The organism is Acidobacteriota bacterium (assembly GCA_012729555.1).
In the GTDB taxonomy this organism is placed as follows: Bacteria; Acidobacteriota; UBA6911; order UBA6911; family UBA6911; genus UBA6911.
On sequence record JAAYCX010000010.1, the window covers coordinates 22,679 to 48,970 of the forward strand.

Below are 26,292 nucleotides of genomic sequence, written 5' to 3' on the forward strand. Positions count from 1 at the left end.
ATGGGAAAAAGGAATACGGAGGGTATCAGCATCAGCGTATCGGGCGGCCTCATCGTGTTCACGCCGTCAAAATACCGCGCGCATCCCGGCGGGAGCGTTTCCTGGAACTGCGCAGAGGGCCCGTTCGCCGTCCAGTTCTTCGGCGTCTCGCCGCTCGAGACCTGCGACGCCCAGTCGGAAGCGGGAAATCAGGCCAGCCGCGCCGTGCGCCGGGACGCGGTTGCGGGGACCTACCCCTACGCCTGCGCGGTGTTCGCCGAGGGGCGCGTCTACCTCGACGCCAACTGCCCCGCCATCATCATCGATCAGCCGTAGGGGACAGTGGTGACTGTCCCCATCATCGATTACAATGGGGGCATGACCAGCGGGAAGCTGCCGGGAACGGGGACGGGCGGGGAAGGCGGGCGGGATGCGGAGGCGCGCCGTGGTTTCGAGCGGGTGATCGGCGCCGACGACGCCGGGCCGCGGCGGAAGGCCCGGGCCTGGATCGGCCTCGGCCGTATGGAAGAAGAACCGGCCCGGCGGCGGCGGTGCCTGGAGAGCGCGCTGGCGCTCGATCCCGGAAATCCCGAAGCGCGGCGGGAGCTTGCTATCCTTGACGGCCGGCTCGACCCCGCGGACATCGTAGACCCCGACCGGCCGGTCGCGCCGGTCTTGCCGGAGAGCGCGCCGGCCCCGGGCGACATCCGCCGGCTTGCGTGCCCGAAATGCGGCGCCAGGCTCACGGTCCTGTCGGGAACCTCCGCCTGTGCCTGGTGCGGCCAGCCGCTCGAGGGGACCTCCCCTCCGGGCAGCGACCCGGTCGGGGAGCACGATTTCGCGGCGGCGCTCCCGACGGCCCGGGCGCGGCGCTGGGAACTCCCGACCGAACGGACCCTGCGCTGCGAGGGGTGCGGCGGAAGCTTCGTCCTCCCCCCCGGGATCGCCGGGGGCGCGTGCCCCTTCTGCCGTTCGACCCACGTGATCCGGGGATCGGACGAAGGGCTCATCCAGCCCGACAGCCTGATCCCCTTTGCGATCGACGCCGCCGAAGCCAGGCGCCGCATCCGCCTCTGGATGGAGGAGGAGCGCTTCCGCCCGGCCGACCTGCCCGGGCGCGCCGGGGCGGTCGAGCCGCGCCCCTTTTTCCTCCCCTTCTGGACCTTCGACCTGGGGGGCACGACCGGGTGGCGGGCGCTGGTGGCCCGCGGGCACGGCAAGCGGAGGGAGTGGGTGCCCGAGACCGGGGTGCACCTTCTCTACCAGGACGACCTCCTCGTTCCCGCCGGAACGGCGATCCCGGACCCGCTCGCGGGTGCATACGCCGACTTCGACACCGGCGCCCTGATTCCCTACGCGGCCGACCACCTCGCCGGCTGCGCCACGGAGATCGGCCGGCTGCCCCTGGCCGCCGCCTCGATCGAGGCGCGCCGGCGCGCGCTCGAGCGGGCCGAGGAGTACGAGCGGAAGACGACACTGGCGGGCCGGAGCTTTCGCGACTTCACCATGAACAGCCTCGGCATGTCGGTCGATTCCTACCGACTGGTTCTCCTCCCCTTCTGGCTCGCGAGTTATGGTTACGGCGGGCGCGGCTGCCCCGTGGCCGTCAACGGCCAGACCGGGACCGTGGCCGGCACGGTGCCCCGCACCCGCTGGCAGCGCGCCCTCTCGGCCGTCTTCGGTCCTCGAGCGGTTTGAAGGGGGACAGTCACCACTGTCCCCCTCCCGCATCCCCTGACTGGACGGCGGCGAATATCGCAACCGGGACCGTACAATGGGGACAGTGGTGACTGTCCCCAAAACAAAAAAGGTGCGGCGGGCGCCGCACCTTGGTGGATCTTTGCTGCTTGGACGAAAGGCTACCGCTTCATTCTGCGGCCCAGGACGCCGAGCCCCAGAATGCCGCTCCCGATCAGCAGCAGGGAGGAGGGCTCGGGGACCGGGGTATACCCGACCTGGTCATCCGGGCGGAGATAGAGGGAGAAATGGGATAGGCCGGGGAACTGGCCCCCGTTGTTCACGAAGGTGATCTCCCACGTTCCCGTGCCGGTCGCCTGGATCAGCTCATCGTCGAAAAAGTAGGCGGTGAACATGTTGCCGCCCTTGAGCACCCCGATGAGATCGACGAAATCGCCGAGGTTCATCGGAACCGATCCGTTGAGATCGACGGCCTCCAGAGACCAGATGCCCTCATTGCCACCAATCGGCGAGGCGGACAGGGTGAACTGCATCCCCTCGAGGGTTACGCTGTCGGAAGAGTCGCTCCCTTCCACCTTCAATTCCTCGACCCAGCCCCCCTCCCACAGAGGAATGGTGTTGACCGCCCAGGCGCCGCCCGGGACGGTGGTGTTCCCGTCAACGAAAGCGCACGCATCCGCATCGGATCCGTTCAAGGTCATATCAGTAACATTGCAGCCTACGGTAACCGCATTGCCGGCCAGCGGGAACAGGCAGATGGCGAAAAGAAGCGCTGCGAACATGAGCATTCGATTTTGCATTTCCATACCTCCAGGAGCCCATAAAGCAATAAACGTGCCAAATGAGCCCCTATGAGGCCGGGAGAGGCTCATTGTACTGTAGAATAAAGACATGTGGCTGGTGTGAGGGAGGGGCCCCTGCGAAGGAACAGGCTGGACGGCGCCGGTTATGTCAAAAATATTTACACCCTTCGTGCCCGGGACCGTTGCCGGGCGGGCCTGGAGGTAAAGGACTAAAGAACCCGTAGCGGGCGGCGGCGGGGGTTGATTGTTAAACCTGAAAAATATCAACACGTTAGGCGTATGCGAACGGGTCCGGGCGGCGAGCTCCCCTTTGCGCCCCCGCGTGCGCGCTGTCGGGCGGCTTTACACCCCGAATTCTGTACGAATTAGTAAATGGGATGACAAAAGGGAGTTTGCGGGCCGGGACCGGAAGGGGTTGCGTTTCCGGGCGCGGAAACCTAGAATCGGGGCATACGAACCGTGGTTTTCCGGCACCAGAGGAAACAGCAGGGCAGAAGGGGGCGGGAGGACACCCGCTCCGAAGGAGGCTGTGCGCCATGAACCGCAGGGAATTCATGAAATATGTCGATCATTTCAACCATCGCAGGTTCGACAAGGTAGCGGGCTACTTCCGTCGCGACGCCACCCTGTCCTACCCCGACAACTTCATGGGGAAGCAGATCCCCGGCCTGACGGGCAACACGCTGCGCGGCCCGAAGGAGTTCATCGCCAACTACGAGGCGCTCACGGCCAACATCCGGGAGGTGCTGCACGTGGGGGCGTTTCTCTCCAGGGGGCGGCAGTTCTGCGTCGAACTCGTCACGGAGTTCCACGTCCTCCGCAAGCCCCCGGCCGGCGCCCCGGGCGCCCAGTGGAACAAGGGGGACGTCATCGTCATGAACCAGATGGTGCTCTACGACCTGGACGCGAAGGGGAAATTCAAGCGCATCCGCATCTTCCACCATCGCTACCTCGATCCCGGGGAAGCGATAAAGGCGCTGCGCGGCTGATGCGGTCCGGAAGAAAGCATTCCTGCCCCGGGGAGGCGTGATGAAGATCGGAACGGTGGTTGCGGCGTTTTTCGTCCTCGTGAGTGCGGCGTCCTGCCGGCAGCGGGAGCCCGGCGGGCTCACGGCCCTCGACTACTTCGAGATCCAGCAGCTGGTGGCCAGGTATGCCCGCGCGATCGACACCTGCTCGGGCAACGGGTACGACTATGCCGACCTCTTTGCGGAAGACGGGTATTTCGAGCCTTCGCTCGGGGGCGTCTCCGGGCCCAGGTTCCAGGGAAGGGAGCAGCTGGCCGAGGTCTCCGGCGGCGGGGCGCGCGGGTGCCGCGACGTCCCCTGGATCGACGAGGGGGTGCACCACCTCTACGTCAACCACACGATCACGGCCGACGGCGCGGGGGCGAGGGGAAAGGTCGACATGCTGATGATCGGGCTCGGCGGGGACCCGAACCGGATCGAACACGACGGCTACTACGAGGACGTTTACGTCCGCACCCCGGCCGGCTGGCGCTTCGGCTCGCGCACCCACCACGCCCTGCTCGACCAGGGGAAGCGGGTGCCGCCCGGGCGCGGCGGCGACTGACGGAAGCTCCGCCCCGCGCGGCAAGGGGCCGGTCAACCCCCCATATCCTCCAAAAACAGGTCCACGAGCAGCCGGGCCGATCTGGACAGGTAGCGGTCGCGGTTCCAGGCGAGGCCCGCCTCGATGAGCAGCGGCCTGGTCAGCGGCCGGCCCACCACTCCGGGGTATCGGGCGACGATGGTGTCGAGCATGAAGGAGACGCCAACTCCCCGGCTGACCATCCCCATGATCGTTTCGATCTGGCTCGAGGAGAACACCACGCGGGGGACGAAGCGATTCCGGGCGCACTCGTCCATGACCAGGCGCCGGCTGTAGGTGTCTTCGTGGAACATGATGAAGGGCTGGTCGCGCAGCCGGGAGAAGGGGAGGGCCCGGAACCTTGCGAGGGGGTTGCGGCGCGAGAAGCAGGCCAGCAGCTGCCCCTTGGCCACGGGGGCCGTGTCGAAATGCGAGGAGATCCTGGAAGTGACCATCATGGCCAGATCCAGGTCCCCGCCTGAGAGCTTTTCGCTGAGTGACAGGGATCCTTCCTCGATGACGTCCGCCTCCACCCGGGGGTGGACTTTCCGGAAGCGGGCGAGGAGCGCGGGGAAGAAATAGGCGCCGATGACGGGGGTGATGCCGATGCGGATCCTCCCCTTGCGCGCGAAGCGGAAATCCTTCATCTCCGCGGCCAGGTCCCGCAGGCGGCCGAGGATGTCGTCGGTGCGCTCCAGGAAGACCTGTCCTTCCGGGGTCAGCGCGATCTGCTTCTGGCTCCGGTCGAGGAGGGGGACGCCGAGTTCCTCCTCCAGCCGGTGAACGGCCACTGTGACAGAGGGCTGGGACACGTTCAGTTCCCGCGCGGCCCGCGTGATGTTGCGCAGCCGCGCCGCCCTCTGGAAGTATTCCATCTGGCGGTAATCCAATGTTTTATCTCCACATCCATAGATGATAGCTATGTATGTATATCAAAACAATATTTGGCGTCAATGGCTCACGGGGTTATCTTTTCCGCCGGCACAAAGGTTCGTAAAGGAAATAGGAAAAGCCGGAGGGATCGAGCGATGAAACACTACAGGATGCATATCGGCGGCCGGTGGGTGGAAGGCCCGGAACGGTTCGAAGTCCTTGAAAAATATACCGGCCGGCCGTTTGCCACAATAGCCCAGGCCTCGCGCGAACAGGTGGATGAAGCCGTGCGTTCGGCCCGGAGGTCTTTCGGCGAGACGAGGCTGACGCCCTACCGGCGTTACGAGATCTTGCATCGGCTCGCCGGACTGATCAGGAGGGATGCCGGGGAGCTGGCCGAAACGCTGGTGCGGGAGGTGGGCAAACCGATCGGCGAGGCGTCGGGGGAGGTGGCCGGGGTGGCGGCCAACATGGAGATCCTCGCCGAGGAGGCCAAGCGGATCGCGGGCGAAATGGTGCCGGTCGAGGCCAACCCGGGGTCGGAGAACCGGATGGCCTTCACGCTCAGGGTCCCGGTGGGGATCGTGTGCGCCATCACCCCGTTCAACTACCCGCTGAGCCTGTCGGCCTCCAAGGTCGGCCCGGCGATCGCCGCGGGCAACGTCGTCATCCTGAAACCAACCCAGCAGACGCCGCTGAGCGGCTGCCGGCTGGTGGAACTCCTGCTCGAAGCGGGGCTGCCGCCCGAACACATCCAGCTGGTGCTAGGCCCGGGCTCCCGGGCGGGGCAGTGGCTGCTCGAGAACCCCGACATCAACTTCTACAGCCTCACCGGGAGCGCCGAGGTAGGGCGGCACATCACCCAGACCGTCGGCCTCAGGCGCTGTGCCATGGAACTGGGGAGCAACGCGGCCGTGATCGTTCACCGCGACGCCGACATCCCCCGGGCGGCCTCCGCCTGCGCCGCGCGCGGGTTCTACAACGCCGGCCAGGTCTGCATCTCGGTGCAGCGGGTCCTGGTGCACCGGGACGCGTACGAGCGGTTCATCGCCGAGGCGAAGTCGGCGGCGGAGTCGCTGGTCCCCGGCGATCCGATGGACCCCGCGACCACGCTCGGGCCGATGATCGACGCGGGTGAGGTCCGGCGCGTCGATGCCTGGGTCCGGGAGGCGGCCGTGCAGGGCGCCACGATCGTCACGGGCGGGAGCCCGCTGGGAGAACGCTTTTACCTGCCCACGATTCTGGTGGGGTGCGAGCCGCGGATGAAGGTGTGGCACGAAGAGGTCTTCGGACCGGTGCTCGCCGTGCGGGCTTATGACGATTTCGGCGAGGCCGTGCGCATGGTCAACGACTCCAAGTACGGCCTGCAGGCGGGCGTCTTCACCCGGGACATCCACCTGGCGCTCGAGGCGGCCCGCAAAATCGAGTGCGGGGGGGTGATCCTCAACGACACCGCCTATTACAAGGTGGGCAACATGCCCTACGGCGGGATGAAACAGAGCGGTTTCGGCAGGGAGGGGGGGAAGTACGCCGTCCGGGAGATGTCCGAGGAAAAGATCGTCGTCGTCAACCAGTGAGGGGGCCAGGGGCCGCCTACAGGTCCGATTCGAGGACCTCGGGCATCCGGCCCTGCAGGCCGTACAGCCGGGCGTAGAAGCCGTCGGGCTTCCGCATCAGCTCGTCGTGGGTGCCCGATTCCACGATGCGGCGGTTGTGGAGCACGAGGACCAGGTCGGCGTTGCGGATGGTGGAGAGGCGGTGGGCGATGATGAAGCTGGTGCGCCCCTTCATCAGGCGGATCAGCCCCTCCTGGATGCGGGCCTCGGTCAGGCTGTCGACGCTCGAGGTCGCCTCGTCCAGGATGAGGATGCGGGGGGCGGCCAGGATGGCGCGGGCGATCCCCAGGAGCTGGCGCTCCCCCTGGGAGAGGTTGGCCCCCCGCTCGGAGAGGGGGGTGTCGTATCCGTGGGGGAGGCGCGAGATGAAGTAGTGGGCGTTGGCGGTGCGGGCGGCCGACACCATCTCCTCCTCGGTGGCTCCGGGGCGGGCGTAGAGGAGGTTTTCACGGATGGTGGTGGCGAAGAAGAAGGACTCCTGAAGCACCACCCCCATGCACCGGCGCAGATCGTCGATGCGGAGGTCGCGGATGTCGGTGCCGTCGATGGTGATGCTCCCGGCGCGGACGTCGTAGAAGCGGCCGAGGAGGTTCACCAGGGTGGTCTTTCCCGCACCGGTGGGGCCGACGACGGCCACCACCTGGCCCGGCCGGGTGCCGAAGCTGATCCGTTCGAGCACCGGCCTCCCCTCTTCGTAGGCGAACGAGACGCCCGAGAACTCGACCGTGCCGGCGGGGTCGGCCATGGGGAGCGCGTCCGGTTTTTCGACCACCTCCGGGCGGGTGTCCATCAGCTCGAAGAGGCGCTCGGCGCCGGCCAGGGCCGACTGCAGCATGTTGTAGACCTGGGTGATCTGCCGCAGCGGCTCGAAGAAGCGCTGGGAGTAGAGGATGAAGGCCGTCAGGAGGCCGATCGACACGCCACCCGGAACGCCGCCGGCGTCCGGCGCCCCCGCGGCCCGCATGGCCAGGTATCCCCCGACCCCCACGATCAGCCCGAGGGTGAGAGACGTCATCACGTTCATCAGGGGCATGAACGAGTAGGAGATGAGCTCCGCCTCGACCCCGGCCCGCTGGTTCGCGTCGTTGATCTTTTCGAATTTGGCGAATTCGGCCTCCTCGCGGCTGAAAGTCTGGGTGACCTTGACCCCCGTGACCGATTCCTCGATGCTCGAGGTGAGGCGGCCGACCCACTCCTGGTTTTTGCGGAAGGCGTTGCGGATCTTCTTCCCCACGACGGCCGTCAGCACCGCCATGACGGGGACCACGGCGATGACGACGAGCGAGAGGGGCCAGCTGAGCAGGAGCATGGCCCCGAGCACCGTCACCATCGACAGGAGGCCGCCGACGAGGTTGGCGAACCCGTTGTTCATGGCGTTGTAGACCATCTCGATGTCGTTGGTCATCCGGCTGATGAAATCGCCGATCCCGCGCCGGTCGAACGACTCCATGGAGAGGGTCTGCACCCGGGCGAAGGAGTCCTCGCGCAGGCGGTAGACGAGCCGGTTCGACAGCCGGGTCATGAGGATGCCCGAGACCGCGTCGGCGATCCACGCGCCGATGACGATGGCCAGGATGATCTTCATCCGGTGGATGAAATCGGGGAGGTTTTTTCCGAGCTCCAGGTCCACCTTGATCGCCTCCCCCACCAGCGCCGGCACGAGCGTCCGGAAGAGGGTGGCGGCGGCGATGAAGATTGTCGCAGCGACGATCAGCGCCTTGAACCCCCCGAAATAGCGCAGGAGGCGCCGGAGCGTCTTCGCGTAGTCCCTGGGCGCCTCGATCGGGGGAGGCCCCATCATGGCGCCGCGGCTGGGCGCGTGCGGCCTCGTCCCGGGGGATGCCGGCGGTCGGCTCATGCGGGCGCCCTCCCGCCGGGACCCAGGCCGGCCTGGGTCTCGCAGATGGTGCGGTAGGTGGGATGGAGTTCGAGCAGCTCCGAGTGGGTCCCGACGGCGGCGATGCGCCCCCCTTCCATCACCGCGATCCTGTCGGCGTGCCGCACCGTGTTCACCTTCTGGCTGATGATGACGGCCGTGCGCCCCCGGAATTCCCGGTAGAGGTTTTCGACGATGCGGCGCTCGGTGGCGGCGTCGAGCGAGGAGGTGACGTCGTCCAGGATGATGACGTCGGGCCGCGCGGCGACGGCCCGGGCTATGGCCACGCGCTGGCGCTGCCCCCCGGAAAGGCCGGAGCCCCGTTCCCCTACCGGCGTGTCCCACCCGTTCGGCGAGGTTTCGATGAACTCGTCGGCGCAGGCGACCGCCGCCGCGCTCTCGAGATCCGCGGGCGGGGCGTCGGGGGCGGCGAAGGCGATGTTGTCGCGCACCGTTCCGCTGAAGAGCACCGTCTCCTGCAGCACCAGGGCGATGCGGGTGCGCAGGGTGTCGAAGGCGAGGTCGCGCACGTCCACCCCGTCGACCCGCACGCTCCCCCGCTCGGGGTCGTAAAAGCGGAGGACGAGGTGCGCCAGGGTCGATTTGCCCGACCCGGTGGCGCCGATGACGCCCAGCTTCTCCCCCGGGCGGATGACGAGGTCGATGTCATCGAGCGCCCGCTCCCCTTCGCCGTAGCGGAAGGAGACCCCCTCGAACCGGATCTCCCCCTTGAGGGAGGGGAGGCGCAGGGGGGCCGGTTTTTCCTCCACGGCCGCCTTCTCGGCCAGCAGGGCCTCCAGCCGGACGGCCGAAGCCATGGCCATGCTGACGAAGTTCAGCACCATCCCGAGCATCAGCAGGGGGAACATGGCCATGGTGGCGTAGTTGTTGAAGGCGATCAGTTTTCCCAGCGTCAGGTTCCCCGCGGCGCCGGAGAGGAAATCGGAGATCAGGGTGGTCCCGCCCGACCAGAGGACGACGACGGTGGCCAGCTGGGCGATCAGGAAGAAGAGGGGGAAGAAGAGGGAGAGCTTGTACCCCACGTCGAGGCTGATGTTGAAGAGATCGCGGTTGCGGCGGGCGAACTTGTCGATCTCCTCCCGTTGCCGGGCGAAGGCGCGGACCAGCTTGGCGCCGGCCAGGTTTTCCTGCAGCGTGTTGTTGAGCGCGTCCAGGGCGACGCGCGAGCGCATGAACAGGGGGCGGATGAAGCTGGCGACGCCGAAGAAGAGGACCAGGATCAGGGCCATGAACAGGGCCATCACCCGTGCCAGTCCAGGGTCGGTCAGGTACATGGCCACGACGGTCCCGGCGACCATGATGACGGACTGGACGATGATGAACATCCCCATGCGCACGAACATCCGGACGGTGTTCACGTCCGAGTTGAGCCGTACCATGAGTTCGCCCGTGCGCCAGCGGTCGAGGTTTTCGAAGGAGAACCCCATAACCTTGCGGTAGAGGGCGTTGCGCATGGTGTACCCCATCCGCTGCGAGGAGCGGATCAGGGCGTAGCCCGAGGCGAGGTTCAGCCCGGCGGCCACCACGGCGGCGAGGACGATGCCGGCGGCGCTCCAGAGGATGGCCCGGAGGCTCCCGGCCTCGATCCCGCGGTCGATGGCCAGCTCGATCAGCCGCGGCTGCACCAGTCCCAGCGCCGTCGAGGCGAGCAGCAGCCCGAAGGAGAGGGCGAGCGCCCGCACCGACCCGCGGAGGAAGCGGAAAAGCCTCAGAAGGGCGGTCACTCCAGCACCCGACCCAGGATATCGCGCAGCTCCCCGGGGGTGAAGGGCTTGGCCAGGCAGCCGCGCGCTCCGGCGCGGGCGAATTCGGCCGCGGTTTCCTCTGTGGCCGACCCCGTCATGAGGATCACGGGGAGGCCGGGCGCCAGGTCCCCGATCTGTGCAAGGACCTCGAGGCTCGTCATCCTTCCCGGCATCAACCGGTCCAGGAGCACGGCGTCGACGGCGGCGTCCCCCCTTTTGAGGAGGTCCACTCCCTCGTCCCCGGTTTCGGCGCACACGACCTCCCACCCCGCCCGCGTGAGCACGCGCCGACAGGCGAGGCGCATGTGAGCGTCGTCGTCGATCACCAGAATTCGAGTCATGGCGCAGCCGTAAAAAGAAAAACCGCGGATTCCCGGGGGGGCGCCCCCCGGAGAAGTCCGCGGTCGGGATCCCGGGAAGGGGACTAGGCTTCCGGCCTGGGGGACAGCCCCGCGGCCTTGGCGATTTCGGCCACCTTCTCTTCCCATTCGATCGCCATGATGTGCACGCCGCGGACCCCGGGGACTTCCTTCAGCTGCTGGATCATCTCCACGCAGATCTTGACTCCCTCTTCCGCCTGCTTCTCCTTGGGAACGCCCTTGAGCCGGTCGATCAGCTCGTCCGGCACGTCCATCCCCGGGACCGACGTCTTCATGTACCGGGCCATGCCGGCCGACTTGAGCGGGGTGACGCCGGCCAGGATCGCGCATTTCTCGTGCAGTCCCCGTTCCCGCACCATCTCCATCCACTTGCCGAATTTTTCCAGGTTGTAGATGCACTGGGTCTGCAGAAACTGGCACCCGGCCTTCACCTTCTTGCCCAGGCGCATCGCGCGGATCTCGAAGGGGTCGGCGAAGGGGTTCTCCGCCGCGCCGATGAAGAGGTTGGGCCGTCCCTTGACTTCCTCGCCGCCGATCAGGCGCCCCTCGTCCCGCATGGTCCGCACGGTCTGGATCAGCTGCATGGAGTCGATGTCGAAGACGTTCTTGCCGCCGGGGTGGTCGCCGAAACTCTGGTGGTCGCCCGAGAGGCAGAGGATGTTGTTGATCCCGTGGGCCGCCGCCCCCAGGATGTCGCTCTGGATGGCGATCCGGTTGCGGTCCCGGCACACCATCTGAAGGATCGGGTCGAATCCCATCTCCTTGAGGATGAGGCAGGAGGCGAAGGAACTCATCCTCACGACGGAGGTCTGGTTGTCGGTGACGTTTACGGCGTCGACCACTCCCTTGAGCAGGCTCCCCTTTTTCCGCACCGCCTCCGCGTCCGCCCCTTTGGGCGGCCCGCACTCCGACGTCACCACAAATACGCCCTTTTCCAGGAGACGCTCAATATTCGATTGTGTCATCACCGCCGTCACTCCTCCCTCTGGATATCGTAAACCCTAGCCCAACCTCAAATCCTCGCGCACCCGCGTGCGCGGGCCGCCGTCCCTGGACACCTTCCAGTCCTTGGCCGGGATGATGTCCTCGTACCGGTCCAGCTGGCCCAGCGTCTTCAGCCGGTCCACGATCAGCTGCCAGGCGCAGTCGGTGTCCTTGTTCACCTCGCACTTGCCGTTCGAGGAGCCCCCGCAGGGGCCGTTGAACAGGCTCTTGGCGCAGCGGGCGACCGGGCAGACGCCGCCGGTCAGGTGCAGGACGCACTCCCCGCACCCCTGGCAGCGCTCGCTCCACACCCCCTGCTCCAGGGTCACGCCCAGGAAGGTGGTGTTGATGGCGGGGAGCACGATTTTCTGGGGGTAGCGTTCGGCCGTGTACTGGATCCCCGCGCCGCAGGCCATGGAAACGACCGCCTCGTACTCGTCGAGGAAGGGCTTGATCTGGTCGATGTACTCGTAATCGCACTGGCGCTCCAGCGTGAATTCCTTGACCTCGATCTCCTGGCCGTCCTTGGCCCGGGCCATCTTCAGCTCGGACGCCAGGACCCCGACTTCGCGCTCCCCCCCCGCCGCACAGACCGTGATGCACTCCCTGCAGCCCAGGAGCAGTATCTTCTTGAAAGGCTTGACCATTTCCAGGATTTCTTCAAAAGGCTTCCTGTTCCCAACTATCATGACGACCTCCTAATGGCCCCCGGCTGCTCCCGCATTCAGGGGGAACTCTCGAATCGGTTCTAGGCAACGAACGCGGCTTTCGCCTTCTTCAGGGGGCTGGGCCCGAGCCCGCGGATCTTCTCGGCCATTTCGTTGGCGATGGCCGCGAACCTCTGCCCCTGGGCGGCGCTCAGGTTGTACATCTCCAGCCGCTCCGGCTCGATTCCCACCTCCGCCAGCAGCGTCTTGGCGTACTCCACCCTTCTCCGGGCCCGGATGTTGCCCTTGAGGAAGTGGCATTCCCCCTCCATGCAGCCGGCGACATAGGCCCCGTCCACGCCGGACTCGAATGCCTTGAGGAGGGTGAGCACGTCCACCCTTCCCGTGCAGGGCACCTTGATGATCTTGATGAACGTCGGGTAACTGAGTCTCATCGAACCTGCCAGGTCCGCGGCGCTGTACGCTCAAAATTCGCAGCAGAAGGCCACGATCTCCGGCTCGAACCCGGTGTTGTCCTGTGACGGCTGTGCTGTCGCTTCCATTCGCATCTCCTTTTTACATCGCTGCATTCGTCGCGGCGGGTTCCGCTTCCGCGGCCAGGGCGTCGGCCTTCGCCCAGAGCTGCGGTTCGCGGAAGTGCGCGAGCTCGATGGCCATGGCGGGGCACTCGGCCGCGCAGCTGCCGCAACCGTGGCACTTCGCCGGGTCGATCTCGGCCGCCCCCTCGATATTGATGACGGGCACCTCGTAGGGGCAGACGCGGACGCAGGTCAGGCAGGCGGCGCAGCGGTCCCCGTCGACCACCGCCACGATCCCCCCGACCATCATCTTTTCCTTCGAGAGGATGGTCGAGGCCCGGGCGGCGGCCGCGCTCGCCTGCGACAGCGTTTCCGTGATCAGCTTCGGCCCGTGCGCCCCGCCGGCCAGGTACATGCCGTCGGTGGCCAGGTCCACGGGGCGCAGCTTCATGTGCGCCTCGAGGAAGAAGCCGTCCAGCGTGCGCTGGAGCTTCAGGACGCCGGCGACCTCGTCGTTGTTGCGCGGGTGGGTCGCGGAGGAGAGGACGACCAGGTCGGGAGCGATCTCGATCCGCTCCCGGATGACCTTGTCGGTGAAGGCCACCTTCAGCGCGTCCCCCTCCCTGCGGACCTCGGGCTTCTCCTCCGGCTCGTAGCGGACGAACAGGACCCCCTTTTCTCGCGCCTCGGCGTAGTAGGGTTCCGCCAGCCCGTAGGTGCGCACGTCGCGGTAGAGGACCGTGACCTCCGTCTCGGGGCGCAGTTCCTTGAGCTTCAGGGCGTTCTTGACGGCGGTGGCGCAGCAGGTCCGGCTGCAGTTGGGCCACTCTTCGTTGCGGCTGCCCACGCACTGGATCATCACCACCTTCCCGGCGGCGGCGACTTCGGGGGATCCGCCGGCGATCTTCCCTTCCAGGTCGAGCTGGGTGAGGACGCGCGGGTCCTCGCCGTAGAGGTATTCCGCCGGTTTCGCCTCCTCGGCGCCGGTGGCCACGATCACGACGCCGTGGTCGATCTTCCGGTATTCCCCGTCGGGGCCCGCCTTGACGCCGGTCGTGAAGTTCCCCTTCGACCCGCCCGAATCGATGATGCTGGCCTTGAAGAGGACGTGGATCAGCGGGTGGTTTTCCACCCTGTCTATGGTGCCTTCGAGCAGGGCGCGGACGTCCTGCCGGTCGAGGGTGTAGTGGAGGTTCCACAGGTTCCCCCCCAGCCGGTCCTCCTTCTCCAGCAGGAAGACTTCGTACCCCTGGTCGGCGATGTTGAGCGCCGCCGTCATCCCCGCGATGCCGCCGCCGACCACGAGGGCCTTCTGCGTCACGGCCACCAGGTGCTCGTTGAGCGGCTCGATCATGCGCGCGTTGGCGATCGCCATCCGCACCAGGTCCTCCGCCTTTTCGGTCGCCTCCGTCTTCTGCTTCATGTGGACCCAGGAGCACTGGTCGCGGATGTTGGCCATCTCGAACAGGTACTTGTTCAGGCCCGCCTGCCGCACGGTCTCGCGGAAGAGCGCCTCGTGCGTGCGCGGGGAGCAGGACGCGACGACGACGCGGTTGAGCTTGTGTTCCCGGATCGCGTCCTGGATCTTGGCCTGGGTGTCCTGGGAGCAGGTGTAGAGGTTCTCCTCGACGTGGACGACGTTCTTGAGCGTGCGCGCGTAATCCCGCACCTTCGGGACGTTGACGACCCCGCCGATGTTGATGCCGCAGTTGCAGACGAACACCCCGATGCGGGGCTCCTGGCCGGCGACGTCCGTCTCGGGGGGGTATTCCTTCTTCACCGTCATGGTGCCGCGCGCCGCCGACAGGGGGGCCATGGCGTCGGCCGCCGCCCCGCTGGCCTGCGCCACGGTCTCGGGGATGTCCTTCGGCCCCTGGTACGCGCCCGAGACGTAGACGCCGTCCTTCGAGGTGCGGTGGGGCTCGAAGCCCGCGGTCTTCGCGAACCCGTACTTGTCCACCTCCACGCCGAGGCGCCGGGCCATCGCGACCGTATGCCCGGCGGGCTCCAGGCCGACGGAGAGGACCACCATCTCGAATTCCTCCTCGACGACCTTCCCGGCCTCGTCGATGTAGGTGATGATGAGGTTCTTGGTGCTGAAGTCCTCCCGGACCCTGGAGACGGAACACTTGACGTAACGCACGCCCGATTCGGTCCGGGCGCGCTCGTAGTAGGTCTCGAAGTTCTTGCCGAACGCCCGGATATCCATGTAGAAGATCGTGGGCTCGATGTTGCCGTCGTGCTCGCGCGCGATGACGGCTTCCTTGGTGGCGTACATGCAGCAGACCGAGGAGCAGTAATCGTGGCCGCAGGAGCTGTCGCGGCTCCCCACGCACTGGATGAAGGCGACCTTCTTCGGGTGCTTGCCGTCGGAGATCCGCTGGACCGTGCCCGCGTAGGGGCCGCTGGCGCTGAGGATGCGCTCGAATTCGAGACTGGTGACGACGTTGGGGTACTGCCCGTAGCCCAGTTCGGGCCTGATGTCGCCGTCGACGGTCTTGAATCCCGGGGTGAGGACCACGGCCCCGACCTTCAGCTCCTCCACCTGGTCGCGGTCGTCGTGGTTGATCGCGCCGGCGCGGCAGACGTAGGCGCACTGGTTGCACTCGGAGCAGATGCCGCATTCCAGGCAGCGCTTGGCCGCCTCGATCGCCTGCTCCTCCGTAAGCGCCGCTTCCACCTCCAGGAAATCGCGCCTGCGCTCGGCAGCCGGGCGTTTCGCGGGCTCCTCCCGCTTCGCCCGCGCCTGCTCCTCGACCCGCTCCTCCTTTTCCTCGTCGCTGACCTTGGCTTCCGGGAGCCTTTCGGGAACCTCAACGACGGGGGGCCAGGCCTTGGTGGGTTCGGCCTGGAGGAAGGCGTGGATGGCGCGCGCGGCCTTGTGGCCCGCGTCGATGGCGTCCACGACGAAGGTGGTCCCGGTGACGGCGTCGCCGCCGGCGAAAATGCCCGGCACGTTGGTCGCCATGGTGACCGGGTCGGCCTGGATCGTGCGGCCGCGCACCGTCTCTATCTTGTCCCCGAGCGGGGCCAGGTCCGGTTTCTGGCCCACGGCGAAGATGACGAGGTCGCAGGGGATGACGGTCTCGGTCCCCGGGATCTCGTCGAAATCGGGGCGGCCGTCCACGAATCCCCTGAAGTCGACGTCGACGGTGCGGACGCCGGTGACGCGCCCCGCCTCGTCGGTGATTTCCTTGAACGTCCGGCCGGCGAGGACCTCGATCCCCTCGTCCCGGGCGTCGCGCACCTCCCAGTCGTGGGCCGGCATCCGGTCCTCGCTCTCGAGGCACGACATCCCGACCCAGTCGGCGCCCAGGCGGACCGAGGACATGGCGGCGTCGATGGCGACGTTGCCGCCGCCGAGCACCAGCACGCGCTTTCCCTTGACGACATCGGGGCGCCTGGAGGGTTCGCTGAGGCTTACCTCGCGCAGGAAGTCGGTGGCCATGTGAACGCCGGGCAGGTCGTTCCCCGGGATCGGCAGCTTGACGCCCGCGTGGGCCCCCACGGCCACGAAGACGGCGTCGTATTCCCCGAGCAGGGCCGCGGCGTCGTCGACGCGGGTGTTGAGCCTGAGGTCGATCCCGCGGGAGACGATCTCCTCGACCTCGCGCTGGACCAGGTCGTAGGGCATGCGGTATTCGGGGATCCCCACGCGCATCATGCCGCCGGCGGCCGGCAGGGAGTCGAACACGGTGACGGCGTAGTTGCGGTTGGCCAGGTCGGCGGCGGTGGTCAGGCCGGCCGGGCCTGCGCCGATGACGGCCACCTTCCTGCCCAGCCCGCTGGTGTCGGGTTTGACCTGGACCCCGGCGGCGTACGCCTTCTCGACCTCCTCGGGGTGGGCGAACGCCCAGTCGGTGACGAAGCGTTTGAGGTGCATGATGTTGACCGCTTCGTGCCCGCCGTTTTCCCCGCGGCTGCAGGCCTCTTCGCACTTGTGGTTACAGACGCGGCCGCAGACGGAGGGGAAGGGGTTGTCCTCCTTGATCGTGCGGTAGGCGTCGGCGTACCGTCTTTCCCGGATCAGGGCCACGTAGCCCATGGCCCGCTGCTCGATCGGGCAGGCGTTGCGGCAGGGGGCCTCGCCCCTCTTTTCGATGGCGAAGGCGTTCGGGATCGCCTGGGGGTACCTCTTGTAGATGGCCTTGCGGGTGTCGATCAGGGCGTTGAATTCGTTGGGCCGGGAGATGGGGCAGACGGCGGCGCAGTCGCCGCAACCCGTGCACTTCTGCAGGTCGACGAAGCGCGCGCGCTTGCGGATGCGGACCGAGAAGTTCCCCGGCTCGCCCGAAATGGCCTCCACGTCGGTTGCGGTCAGCACCTTGATGTTCAGGTTGCAGCCCGCTTCGACCAGCTTGGGCGATACGATGCACATGGCGCAGTCGTTGGTCGGGAAGGTCTTGTCGAGCTGCGCCATCGTTCCGCCGATGGCGGGGGACGTCTCCACCATGTAGACGTAATATCCCGATTCCGCCAGGTCCAGGGAGGACTGAATCCCGGCGATGCCTCCGCCTACGACCATTACGGCTCCAACTTTTTCCGCCATGCTTTCCCTCGCAATCTTTTCATGGGAGCGGCCGCGCAGGCCGCCCGGTCCCACAATTCTCACTGCACCAACCCCTTGGCCTTCAGCATCGGGACGGGATCGATGAAGTGCCGTTTCAGCCACTTCCCGGTGTCCGGGTGTCCCATGGCCAGCCCCATCAGTTCGGTGTAGTAAAGCACCGGGATGCCGATTTTCCGGCCGAGGTCCTTCTCGATGTCCTCCTGGCGCGTGTCCAGGTTCATCTGGCACATGGAGCATCCGGCCACCACGCAGTCGGCCCCGGTCTTCGCGGCCTCGACCAGAATCCTGCCGGTCAGTTTCTTGAAGATGTCGAGGCGCGTGAACATCAGGCTGGCGCCGCAGCAGTCGGTCTTGTAGGACCACTGCAGGGCCTCCGCCCCGAGCGTCTTCACGATCCCGTCCATGTGGGTGGGATTTTCGTAATTCTTGATCCCCGTCAGGCGGGGGGGGCGCACCGGGAGGCACCCGTAATAGCATACGGCCTTGAGCCCCGTGAGGGGCTTGACGATCCTTTTCTTCACCTCTTCGACCACCGGCTTGTCGCACAGGTAGTCCATGGCGAACCGGATGGTCACCTTCCCCTCGTAGGGGAAGCTGACCTTCCTGCCATGTTCCTTGACCTCGTACTCCGCCCCCTTGAAGCGGCTGTAGCAGTTGGCGCAGGGGACCAGCAGGTCGCGGTCGCTCCGCTCGGCGATGGCGAGGTTCCGGGCCGGCATCTCGATCGCCAGCTGTTCGTCCAGGGAATGGGCGCTCGTGGCGCCGCAGCAGGTCCAGTCGTCCAGTTCGTGAAGCTTGATCCCCAGCTGCGCCGTGACGCCCCGGACCGATTCGTCAAATTCCTTGGAGGTGCCGTGGAGCGAACATCCGGGGAAATAGGAGAATTCCATCATCGCGCCCCTCCTTTCCCCACCTCTTTAAAAAGGTTGCGGAACGCCGCGCCCCCCTTGAAGCCCGGGAAAAGCCCCATCCTGCCCCTGAGAAACGCCTTCAGTCCCCATCCCATAAATCCGCCCAAGCCTCCGCTTTTCAGTTCGTACAATGCAAATCCCGGCTCCCAGGTGCGGCCCGTGTACTTCGTGAGACTCAGGAAGAACTTGTGAAACAGGGAAATGTTCTTGTCTCCGCTCTCCGCGCGCGTCCGGTGCGCGATGGCGCGCAGGGTGTCCATCACCTTGGCGATGTCGATCTGGTTGGGGCAGCGGGTGCTGCAGGTGTGGCATGAGGCGCAGAGCCATATCGTGTTAGAAGACAATACCTTGTCCCGGTGGCCGTACTGTATGTGCCGGAACAGCTGGTTGGGCAGGATATCCATGGCAAAATTGAGGGGGCATCCTGCCGAGCATTTCTGGCACTGGTAGCAGTTCTGGATCTTCTCTCCGCTTTCCTCGTAAATCTCTGAAAGCAGGGGGGTACTGTTGTTCGGTGCCTGCCCGCGTGCGTCCATGTGTTCACTCCAGTTCTTGGCTGGGGAGGATTTTCCAGGTATAGTCGGAGGAAATGATGCGGGGATGCTGATATCCTTTCGCAATCCTGCCTGCCGCGCGACTCGAATCCCGGTGCCGTCCTTGATTCCACAACCCTCTGTCAGACATAACCTCAACAGATTAAAATAGCATAGGAACGGGTACCCGGAAAGGGTGAGATTGGCAAGCAATTTCAATTCCGGGACGGCACCGGGGGGGCAAAAAAGGCGCCAAAAAAGGGGGGGAGCCGCACGCGGCCCTTGGAGTTGGAGCCTCCGGGGACTATCCTGCATACTCCATGAAGCGGAACAACGAGGATTGAATGAAAAGAGACGACATCCGGAACATCGCCATCATCGCCCACGTCGACCACGGGAAGACCACCCTGGTGGACGCCATGCTCCGGCAGAGCGGCACCTTTCGCGACAACGAGCGCCTGACCGAAAGGGTCATGGACAGCATGGACCTGGAGCGGGAGCGCGGGATCACGATCATGGCCAAGAACACCGCCATCCGCTACGGGGCGGTCAAGATCAACATCGTGGACACCCCCGGGCACTCCGATTTCGGCGGGGAGGTCGAACGGGTGCTCAAGATGGTGGACGGGGTGATGCTCCTGGTGGACGCCTCGGAGGGGCCGCTGCCGCAGACGCGGTTCGTGCTCCGGAAGGCGCTCGAGCAGAACCTCCCCGCCATTGTCGTCGTCAACAAGATCGACCGGTCCGACGCCCGCCCGCAGGAGGTGGTCAACGAGATCTACGACCTCTTCATCGACCTCGACGCGGGGGAGGAGCAGATCGCCTTCCCCATCCTTTACGCGGTCAGCAAGCGCGGCATCGCCAAGCGGAGCCTGGAGGACCCCTCGGAGGACCTCCGCCCCCTGTTCGAGCAGATCCTCGAGTCCATCCCCGCGCCCCGGGCGATCCATGAGGGCCGCCTCCAGGTCCTGGTGACGACGCTCGACTACAACGACTACGTGGGGCGGATCGCCATCGGCAGGATCTTTTCGGGGAAGATAGCGGTCGGGGACACCGTTTCGGTCTGCAAGCTCGACGGCGCGATCGAGAAGACCCGCATCACCAAGCTCTTCACCTTCGACGGGCTGAAGCAGCAGGCGGTCGAGTCCGCCTCCGCCGGGGACATCATCGCCCTGGCCGGGATCGAGGGGATCTATATCGGCGAAACGGTCGCCGACGCCGAAGACCCCGTCCCGCTCCCCCCCATCCACGTGGACGAGCCGACCATTTCCATGGTCTTTCACGCCAACACCTCCCCCCTGTCGGGACGGGACGGGAAATTCGTGACCTCGCGCCATATCCGGGCCCGCCTGGAGAAGGAGACGCTGGGGAACGTCGCCATCCGGGTTTCCGAAACGGACGTGGTGGACAGCTTCAGGGTTTCCGGGCGGGGGGAACTGCAGCTGGCCATCCTGATCGAGATGATGCGGCGCGAGGAGTACGAACTGCAGGTGTCCAAGCCCCAGGTGATCACCCGCACCATCGACGGGGTCCTCATGGAGCCGATCGAGCTGGTGGTCATCGACTGCCCGGAGAATTTCATCGGCGTGGTCACCGAGGCCCTCGGGCGGCGCAAGGGGAAGCTGTCCAAGATCGTGGACCACGGCGCCGGCCGCGTGCGGATCGATTTCGAGGTCCCCTCGCGCGGGCTGATCGGCTTCCGCTCGGAGTTTCTGACCGACACCAAGGGGACCGGCCTGCTCAACTCCATGTTCCTCCGCTGGGGGCCCTGGATGGGGGAGATCGCCAACCGGCTCAACGGGGCGCTGGTGGCGGACCGGGCGGGGAAGGCCACCAGCTACGCCCTGTACAACCTGCAGGAGCGGGGGGAACTGTTCGTGCGCCCCGGGACGGAGGTGTACGAGGGGATGATCATCGGGGAGAACGCCCGCACGGTCGACCTGGACGTCAATGTGACCAAGGAGAAGAAGCTGACCAACATGCGCGCGTCGACGGCCGACGAGGCGATCCGGCTGATCCCCTTCCGCGACCTTTCGCTCGAGCAGGCCCTCGAGTTCATCAACGACGACGAACTGGTCGAGATCACGCCGAAGACGATCCGCCTGCGCAAGAAGGCCCTCTCCGTCCACGACCGGTAAGCGGGGACCTTCCGCGCCCTCAGTCCTTCGCGTCCCGGATGAAGAGGGCGGTGACGACGGCGACGAGGGTGACGGCCCAGGCGGCGAAGTGGAACATGGCCGCGTACCCGAAGCGGTCGATGAGGGCCCCCATGACCGGGGCGAAGATGGCGCCGGTGTACTGCATGGTCGAATAGTAGACCCCGTACAGGGTGGAGCGGTGGGCGGCCGGGGACTGGTTCATGATGAACATCTCGGTGACCGGGAACCGCATCGCCTGGATCACCCCCATCACCCAGAGCACGATCCAGAGTCCCCAGCCGAGCGAGACCGCCCGCAGGGCGAAGATCACCAGCCCCCCCAGGATCCCCGTGGCGATGACGACCCGGGTGCAGCCGATGCGGTCGGCCAGCCATCCCCCCAGCGGGCCCGCCCACATCCCCGATGAGAAGATGATGGACAGCGACATCGCCGAGACCTCGTTGGAGGCGCCCAGCACCTCCTTGATGTAGACCGGGAGGAAGGAGTTGACGGTGGCTCCCGCGCCCCCGCCGATCACCATCATGGTCAGGAAGGCGGCCAGCCGCCGCCGGTACCCCGGCTGCGGCGGACGCTCCTCCATTTGCCTCCGCTTCATCGCCTCGACATGCGCCCGCCCGTACCGCTTTCTCAGGTAGAGGAAGAAGGCCAGCCCCAGGACCACCGTGGGGACGGCCAGGGTGACGAAGCTGGCGCGCCAGCCCCAGGCCGCCGCGATCCCCCCGGCGATGAGGGGGGCGAGGAAGAAGCTGGAGTTGCCGCCGATCAGGTGCAGCCCCAGGGCCCGGCCGCGCTGGTGGGGGGGGACGGAGAGCGAAATCAGCGGGGTGGAGGCCGGGTGGTAGCCGCCGGCGGCGAGTCCCATGAAGACGAGGGCCGCAAGCAGCATCAGGTAGGTGCGGGACACGCCGACGAGCAGGCCCCCCAGGCCGACCCCCAGCACGCCGATGGTGATGAGCCAGGTGGGGCCGATGCGGTCGGCCAGCCACCCGGCCGGGAGCTGCGAGGCGCCGCTCGAGAGCGAAAACGCCGCGGCCACCCCGCCCAGCTGCGCCTTGCTCAGCCGGAATTCGTCCTGGATGAAGGGTTGCATCGGCTGCGGCAGCGCCGTCAGCAGGTGGTGCGTGGCGTGGGCCAGGATGAAAAAGGGGAGAGAGGAGAGGAAAAAGGAGCGGGGCCGGCCGGCCCCCGGAGCCTTCCCGGCGCCTCCCTCCTCCCGTCCCTCCGGTCCAGGCGCCTTCCCGCTCTTTTCCATAGAGCGTGAATGTAGCAAAAAAAGGGGGGACGGCCTACACGTTTCCCGTTTTTGTGTTATAAGGCGGGGATCATGAAGACGGCGCTGGTTTGCGGGGCGGGCGGGTTCATCGGGGGCCATCTGGTCGGAAGGCTGAAGCGGGAGGGCTACCGGGTCCGGGGAGTGGACCTGAAATACCCGGAGTTCCGCCGGACCCCCGCCGATGATTTCGTCATCGGGGATCTCCGCGACCCGGCGCTGTGCCGGGAAATCCTGGACCGCCCGTATGACGAGGTCTATCAACTCGCGGCCGACATGGGGGGCGCCGGCTATGTGTTCTCCGGCGCGCATGACGCGGATATCATGAGCCATTCGGCCGCCATCAACCTGAACGTGCTCCGCCGCTGCCTGGAGGCGGGGGCCGGGAAGGTGTTCTATTCCTCCTCGGCCTGCGTCTACCCGGGGTATAACCAGCAGGACCCCTCCAGCCCCCTCTGCCGCGAGGATTCGGCCTATCCCGCCGATCCCGACAGCGAGTACGGCTGGGAGAAGCTCTTCAGCGAGCGGCTCTATCTGGCCTTCCGGCGCAATCACGGCCTGCAGGTCAGGATCGCCCGTTTCCACAACATCTTCGGGCCCGAGGGGGCGTGGACCGGCGGCAGGGAAAAGGCGCCCGCGGCCATCTGCCGCAAGGTGGCCGAAGCCGGGGACGGCGGGGCGGTCGAGATCTGGGGGGACGGTCGCCAGACCCGGTCCTTCCTGCATATCGACGAGTGCCTGGAAGGGGTCCGGAGGCTCATGGACTCCGGGCTGACGGGGCCGGTCAACATCGGTTCCGAGGAGATGGTCAGCATCGACGAGCTGGCGGAAATGGTGATCGGCATATCGGGCAAGCGGTTGTCTCTCCGCCATGTCGAGGGCCCCCTCGGGGTGCGCGGCAGGAATTCGGACAACACCCTCATCAGGGCAAGGCTGGGCTGGGCGCCTTCGGCCCCCCTGGTCGACGGTCTCAGGAGTCTGTACGCATGGATACGGCAGCAGGTCGAAGGGGGGGGCGGGGCCTGATTCTGGTGCGCCTGCGCGGCGGGCTGGGCAACCAGCTCTTTCAGTACGCGCTGGGGCGCCACCTCTCCATCATCCATGACAGGCCGCTCCTGCTGGACACCAGCGAATACCGGGCGGCCGGTCCCGACCCGCGGAAGGGGATCCGGGTCTATTGCCTGCAGCATTTCAATATCCGGGCGGGGATCGCCGGGCCTGACGAGACGGCGCCCTTCCGGAGATATTACCGGCCGGACCTCCTCTCGCGCGTCCTGCGCCGCGCGGGAGGCCTGGGATTCGTGTACGGTCACACCTATGTCTACAGGTCTTTCCGGCAGGCGCATGTCCACTATCCGCGCGTCCTGGAGCGAAGGCCCCGGGGAGTGTACTACCTGGACGGCTACTGGCAGCTGGAGAGGTATTTCGCCGCCAGCGAGTCCATCCTGCGCGAGGAACTGGTCCTCGGGGAGGCTCCCGACGACTACAACCGGCGGATGCTGGAGCGGATCGATGCGGCGGAATCGGTCTGCGTTCATATCCGGCACGGGGACAACGCCTACGGGTATTCCCCGCAGCACGGGGTCCTGCCGCCGGATTATTACGCCCGGGCGATCGACGACCTGGCCCGGGCCGTGCCCGATCCCCGATTCTTCGTCTTCTCGGACGACCCGGAATGGGCCAGGGAAAACGTGCGCCCGGGCGGCGACACCACCTATGTCGACGGCAACGGCGACGAGAGGAACTACGAGGACCTGAGGCTCATGGGACGCTGCCGGCATCACATCACGGCCAACAGCACCTTCAGCTGGTGGGGGGCGTGGCTCGGGCGGAGGCCGGGGCAGCGGGTGTACGCTCCCGGCCGCTATTTCATGCACCTGGAGGTCCCGATCGGCGGCTACTACCCCGAGTCGTGGAACATCATCGATGTCTAGCCGGGCACAGAAGCGCCTCTTTCGGGACCCCGCCCTGTACGCGGTCCTGGCGCTGTTCGCGGCCTGCGGGCTGGCCATCGCGGCCGGGAGGCCCCTGTGGCGCGACGAGGCGTTCTCCGCCCTGCTCGCACGCCGGTCGTTCGGGGACGTCATCGCCGTCGCCGCCGCCGATTTCGCCCCGCCCCTCTTCTACCTGCTGCTTGCCGGGTGGCGCAAGGCGGCCGGGGAGGGGGCGGTGGCCCTGCGCCTGCTGCCGCTCCTTTTCTCGCTCGGGACCCTCGTCCTGTTCCGGGCCCATTGCTGTCTCGTCCCGGACGACGGGTTCTCCCCCCGGCAGCGCGACCTGGTGTTCGCTCTCCTTGCGCTGCACCCGGTCTTTCTCCATTTTTCGGTGGAGCTGCGCTCCTACGCGCTCCTCATGATGCTGGTCATGGCCTCCATCCTCGCCATGAGCGCGGCCCTGTCGCGCCATGGAGGGTGGTGGACCGCTCTCGCGGGGGTCCACATCCTGCTGGTCTATACCCATAACCTGGGCTGGGTATGGGTCGCGGGCCAGGGGCTGGCCCTGGCCGGGTGGCTGCTCCTCCGCCGCGACCGGCGGCAACTGGGCCGGCTGGGCCTGGTCTCGCTCGGCACCCTGGCCGCCTATGCGCCCTGGCTCGAGGTCACGGCCGGCCAGGTCCGGAGCTTGCGGGAGGACTTCTGGCTGTCCTTTCACTCCCTCCGGTCGTTGCTGCAGTACCGGGGGTTGCTCGTCCACGGCGAGGGAGGGGTCCGCTTCGAGTGGGTCCAGGCGGGGAGTGCGGCATTGTTCGCCGGCCTGCTCCTCCTGGCCCTGGTCGAGGCCCGGAAGACCGGCGGGAGTGCGCGCCTCTACGGGGCGATCTATGCCATCGCCGCGGCCCTGTATTACCCCCTTTCCGCCCTGGCGGCCCCCATCCTCCACACCCGCTACCTGTCCCTGCTGGTCCCGCTGACGGTCATCCTCGCTTGTTCGGGCTCCGCCCGTGTGGCCCGCCGCCACCCGGCCTTTTTCCCTCCCCTGATGCTCGCCTGCCTCGTTTTTTCGCTCCTGTCCGTCGAAGGATTGATCCGCGCCGACGGGCGCCCGCGCTACGAGGCGCTCTCCCGCCTGTCCCGCCCCGTGTACGCGGCCCACGGCTTCGACATCATGCCCTGCCTCTATTACGCCCCCTCCTGCCGCTACGTGGGGGATGTCGGGGCGACCCCCGCCTATATCGGAGCGTCGCACCTCCCCGGGATCCCGGCCGTGCCCGGCTGGGAGGGGGTCACGGGGGAGGCGTGCTATGTCGTCTACCGCGGGGAGGGCCAATCGCCGGCCCCGCGGTTGCGGGAGCGGGGTTACGCCCCGGGCGCGGCCCCCCGGGGGCTGGGCGAGGATGTGTACCTCCAGCTCTATAAAATGGGGAACTAGCCCGCATTATTCATGAGGCTACGTCGCGAGGCGGCGCAGGTGGGCGTGGATACAAGGCGCGATCCGGGAGGATTCCGCAGGCGTACTGGACGGTACGTCGAGGAATCCGACCAAGCGTAACGCAGTAGACATGCCCGATTGCACCGACGCAGCAGGAGCTTCATGAATAATGCGGGCTAGGGGGACGTCCCCAATAACGCGTCCCAGTCGAAGGTGGCGAAGGTGGCGGACAGGGGGTGGTCGTCCTCGACGACGTGCAGCCGGTGGTCCGCGAAGAGGCGGAGGGCTACGGGGCGGACGGCATCGAGGGGGACCACGTCATCGCTCCTGCCGTGGAAGATCGTCACGGGCATGTGGAGCGTCCGGTCCCGGTAGGGTTCGAGCGGTTCCAGGTGCAGGGCGGGGGCCAGGAGGACGAGGCGCGCGACCCGGGTCTCGTGCCGGCAGGCGTAGACGGCGGCCATCAGCCCGCCGTAGCTCGAGCCGACCAGGATCAGGGGCGCCCGGCCCTCGAGCAGCCGCTCGAGCCTGTCCATCCTTTGCTCGAACGAGCCCGGGAAATCCTCGACGATCATGTCGGGGAAGCGCTCGCTGAAGAAGCGCCCCTTGTTTCCCCGGCTGGAGCTTTCCAGGCCGTGAATGAAGGCGCGCGTCGGATCTTTCGCCATGCCCCCCTGTATACCACAATTCCTTCGGGCCCGCGCCCGGTTTCGGTGTAAGCTTGCCGCA

Annotated in this window: 22 protein-coding genes; 9 read left to right on the forward strand and 13 right to left on the reverse strand. The window is 66.8% G+C overall.

The window, feature by feature from the left end:
* A complete protein-coding gene (locus GXY47_01370) occupies positions 1-315 on the forward strand; it encodes a hypothetical protein (GenBank protein ID NLV29777.1) in 315 nt (104 codons plus the stop codon).
* Between the two features lie 9 nt (positions 316-324).
* On the forward strand, positions 325-1,677 hold the full coding sequence (locus tag GXY47_01375) for a hypothetical protein (protein ID NLV29778.1): 1,353 nt from the start codon (positions 325-327) through the stop codon (positions 1,675-1,677).
* Positions 1,678-1,838: 161 nt separating this feature from the next.
* Here GXY47_01375 and GXY47_01380 read toward each other — a convergent pair whose 3' ends face one another.
* Complete coding sequence (locus GXY47_01380; GenBank protein ID NLV29779.1) at positions 1,839-2,372, reverse strand: PEP-CTERM sorting domain-containing protein; 534 nt, start codon at positions 2,370-2,372, stop codon at positions 1,839-1,841.
* Positions 2,373-3,016: 644 nt separating this feature from the next.
* Here GXY47_01380 and GXY47_01385 point away from each other — a divergent pair.
* Entirely contained in the window at positions 3,017-3,469 is a 453-nt protein-coding gene (locus GXY47_01385; GenBank protein ID NLV29780.1) for a hypothetical protein, read from the forward strand.
* 40 nt (positions 3,470-3,509) lie between these two features.
* A complete protein-coding gene (locus tag GXY47_01390; protein NLV29781.1) occupies positions 3,510-4,052 on the forward strand; it encodes a nuclear transport factor 2 family protein in 543 nt (180 codons plus the stop codon).
* 32 nt (positions 4,053-4,084) lie between these two features.
* Here GXY47_01390 and GXY47_01395 read toward each other — a convergent pair whose 3' ends face one another.
* On the reverse strand, positions 4,085-4,960 hold the full coding sequence (locus GXY47_01395; protein ID NLV29782.1) for a LysR family transcriptional regulator: 876 nt from the start codon (positions 4,958-4,960) through the stop codon (positions 4,085-4,087).
* Positions 4,961-5,098: 138 nt separating this feature from the next.
* Between GXY47_01395 and GXY47_01400 the strand changes: the two genes are divergently transcribed.
* Complete coding sequence (locus GXY47_01400; protein NLV29783.1) at positions 5,099-6,520, forward strand: aldehyde dehydrogenase family protein; 1,422 nt, start codon at positions 5,099-5,101, stop codon at positions 6,518-6,520.
* A gap of 16 nt (positions 6,521-6,536) precedes the next feature.
* Here the strand turns inward: GXY47_01400 and GXY47_01405 are convergent, their stop codons facing one another.
* The 9 genes from GXY47_01405 to GXY47_01445 form a co-directional block, all read right to left on the reverse strand.
* Complete coding sequence (locus tag GXY47_01405; GenBank protein NLV29784.1) at positions 6,537-8,417, reverse strand: ABC transporter ATP-binding protein; 1,881 nt, start codon at positions 8,415-8,417, stop codon at positions 6,537-6,539.
* Entirely contained in the window at positions 8,414-10,180 is a 1,767-nt protein-coding gene (locus GXY47_01410) for an ABC transporter ATP-binding protein (GenBank protein ID NLV29785.1), read from the reverse strand. The genes GXY47_01405 and GXY47_01410 overlap by 4 nt, the downstream gene beginning before the upstream one ends.
* On the reverse strand, positions 10,177-10,542 hold the full coding sequence (locus GXY47_01415) for a response regulator (GenBank protein NLV29786.1): 366 nt from the start codon (positions 10,540-10,542) through the stop codon (positions 10,177-10,179). The genes GXY47_01410 and GXY47_01415 overlap by 4 nt, the downstream gene beginning before the upstream one ends.
* Before the next feature lie 83 nt (positions 10,543-10,625).
* A complete protein-coding gene (locus GXY47_01420; protein ID NLV29787.1) occupies positions 10,626-11,546 on the reverse strand; it encodes a methylenetetrahydrofolate reductase in 921 nt (306 codons plus the stop codon).
* Positions 11,547-11,582: 36 nt separating this feature from the next.
* Positions 11,583-12,254 carry a hypothetical protein gene (locus GXY47_01425; GenBank protein ID NLV29788.1) on the reverse strand — a complete coding sequence of 224 codons (672 nt, stop codon included), beginning with the start codon at positions 12,252-12,254 and terminating at the stop codon, positions 11,583-11,585.
* A gap of 59 nt (positions 12,255-12,313) precedes the next feature.
* Positions 12,314-12,775 (reverse strand): hydrogenase iron-sulfur subunit, encoded by a 462-nt coding sequence (locus GXY47_01430; GenBank protein ID NLV29789.1) that lies wholly within the window; start codon positions 12,773-12,775, stop codon positions 12,314-12,316.
* Between the two features lie 13 nt (positions 12,776-12,788).
* Positions 12,789-17,300, reverse strand: coding sequence for an FAD-dependent oxidoreductase (locus GXY47_01435; protein NLV29790.1), 4,512 nt, complete (start codon positions 17,298-17,300; stop codon positions 12,789-12,791).
* Between the two features lie 59 nt (positions 17,301-17,359).
* Positions 17,360-18,214, reverse strand: coding sequence for a disulfide reductase (locus tag GXY47_01440; protein NLV29791.1), 855 nt, complete (start codon positions 18,212-18,214; stop codon positions 17,360-17,362).
* A complete protein-coding gene (locus tag GXY47_01445; GenBank protein NLV29792.1) occupies positions 18,211-18,768 on the reverse strand; it encodes a heterodisulfide reductase subunit C in 558 nt (185 codons plus the stop codon). The genes GXY47_01440 and GXY47_01445 overlap by 4 nt, the downstream gene beginning before the upstream one ends.
* 341 nt (positions 18,769-19,109) lie before the next feature.
* Between GXY47_01445 and typA the strand changes: the two genes are divergently transcribed.
* Positions 19,110-20,903, forward strand: a complete 1,794-nt coding sequence (typA, locus tag GXY47_01450) for a translational GTPase TypA (GenBank protein NLV29793.1) — start codon at positions 19,110-19,112, stop codon at positions 20,901-20,903.
* Between the two features lie 19 nt (positions 20,904-20,922).
* Here the strand turns inward: typA and GXY47_01455 are convergent, their stop codons facing one another.
* Positions 20,923-22,176 carry an MFS transporter gene (locus GXY47_01455; protein ID NLV29794.1) on the reverse strand — a complete coding sequence of 418 codons (1,254 nt, stop codon included), beginning with the start codon at positions 22,174-22,176 and terminating at the stop codon, positions 20,923-20,925.
* 72 nt (positions 22,177-22,248) lie between these two features.
* On the opposite strand from GXY47_01455, the gene GXY47_01460 reads away from it, so the two are divergent.
* Genes GXY47_01460 through GXY47_01470 form a run of 3 tightly spaced genes read left to right on the forward strand, consistent with a single transcriptional unit; the run spans position 22,249 to position 25,563 of the window.
* Positions 22,249-23,220 carry an NAD-dependent epimerase/dehydratase family protein gene (locus GXY47_01460; GenBank protein NLV29795.1) on the forward strand — a complete coding sequence of 324 codons (972 nt, stop codon included), beginning with the start codon at positions 22,249-22,251 and terminating at the stop codon, positions 23,218-23,220.
* Positions 23,181-24,128: an alpha-1,2-fucosyltransferase gene (locus GXY47_01465; protein NLV29796.1), complete on the forward strand. Its 948-nt coding sequence runs from the start codon at positions 23,181-23,183 to the stop codon at positions 24,126-24,128. The genes GXY47_01460 and GXY47_01465 overlap by 40 nt, the downstream gene beginning before the upstream one ends.
* Complete coding sequence (locus GXY47_01470) at positions 24,121-25,563, forward strand: hypothetical protein (GenBank protein ID NLV29797.1); 1,443 nt, start codon at positions 24,121-24,123, stop codon at positions 25,561-25,563. Before GXY47_01465 ends, GXY47_01470 begins: the two co-directional genes overlap by 8 nt.
* Positions 25,564-25,739: 176 nt before the next feature.
* Here GXY47_01470 and GXY47_01475 read toward each other — a convergent pair whose 3' ends face one another.
* The gene (locus GXY47_01475; protein NLV29798.1) at positions 25,740-26,231 is read right to left on the reverse strand and encodes an alpha/beta fold hydrolase; all 492 of its coding nucleotides are present in this window, start codon (positions 26,229-26,231) and stop codon (positions 25,740-25,742) included.
* Positions 26,232-26,292: the final 61 nt, after the last annotated feature.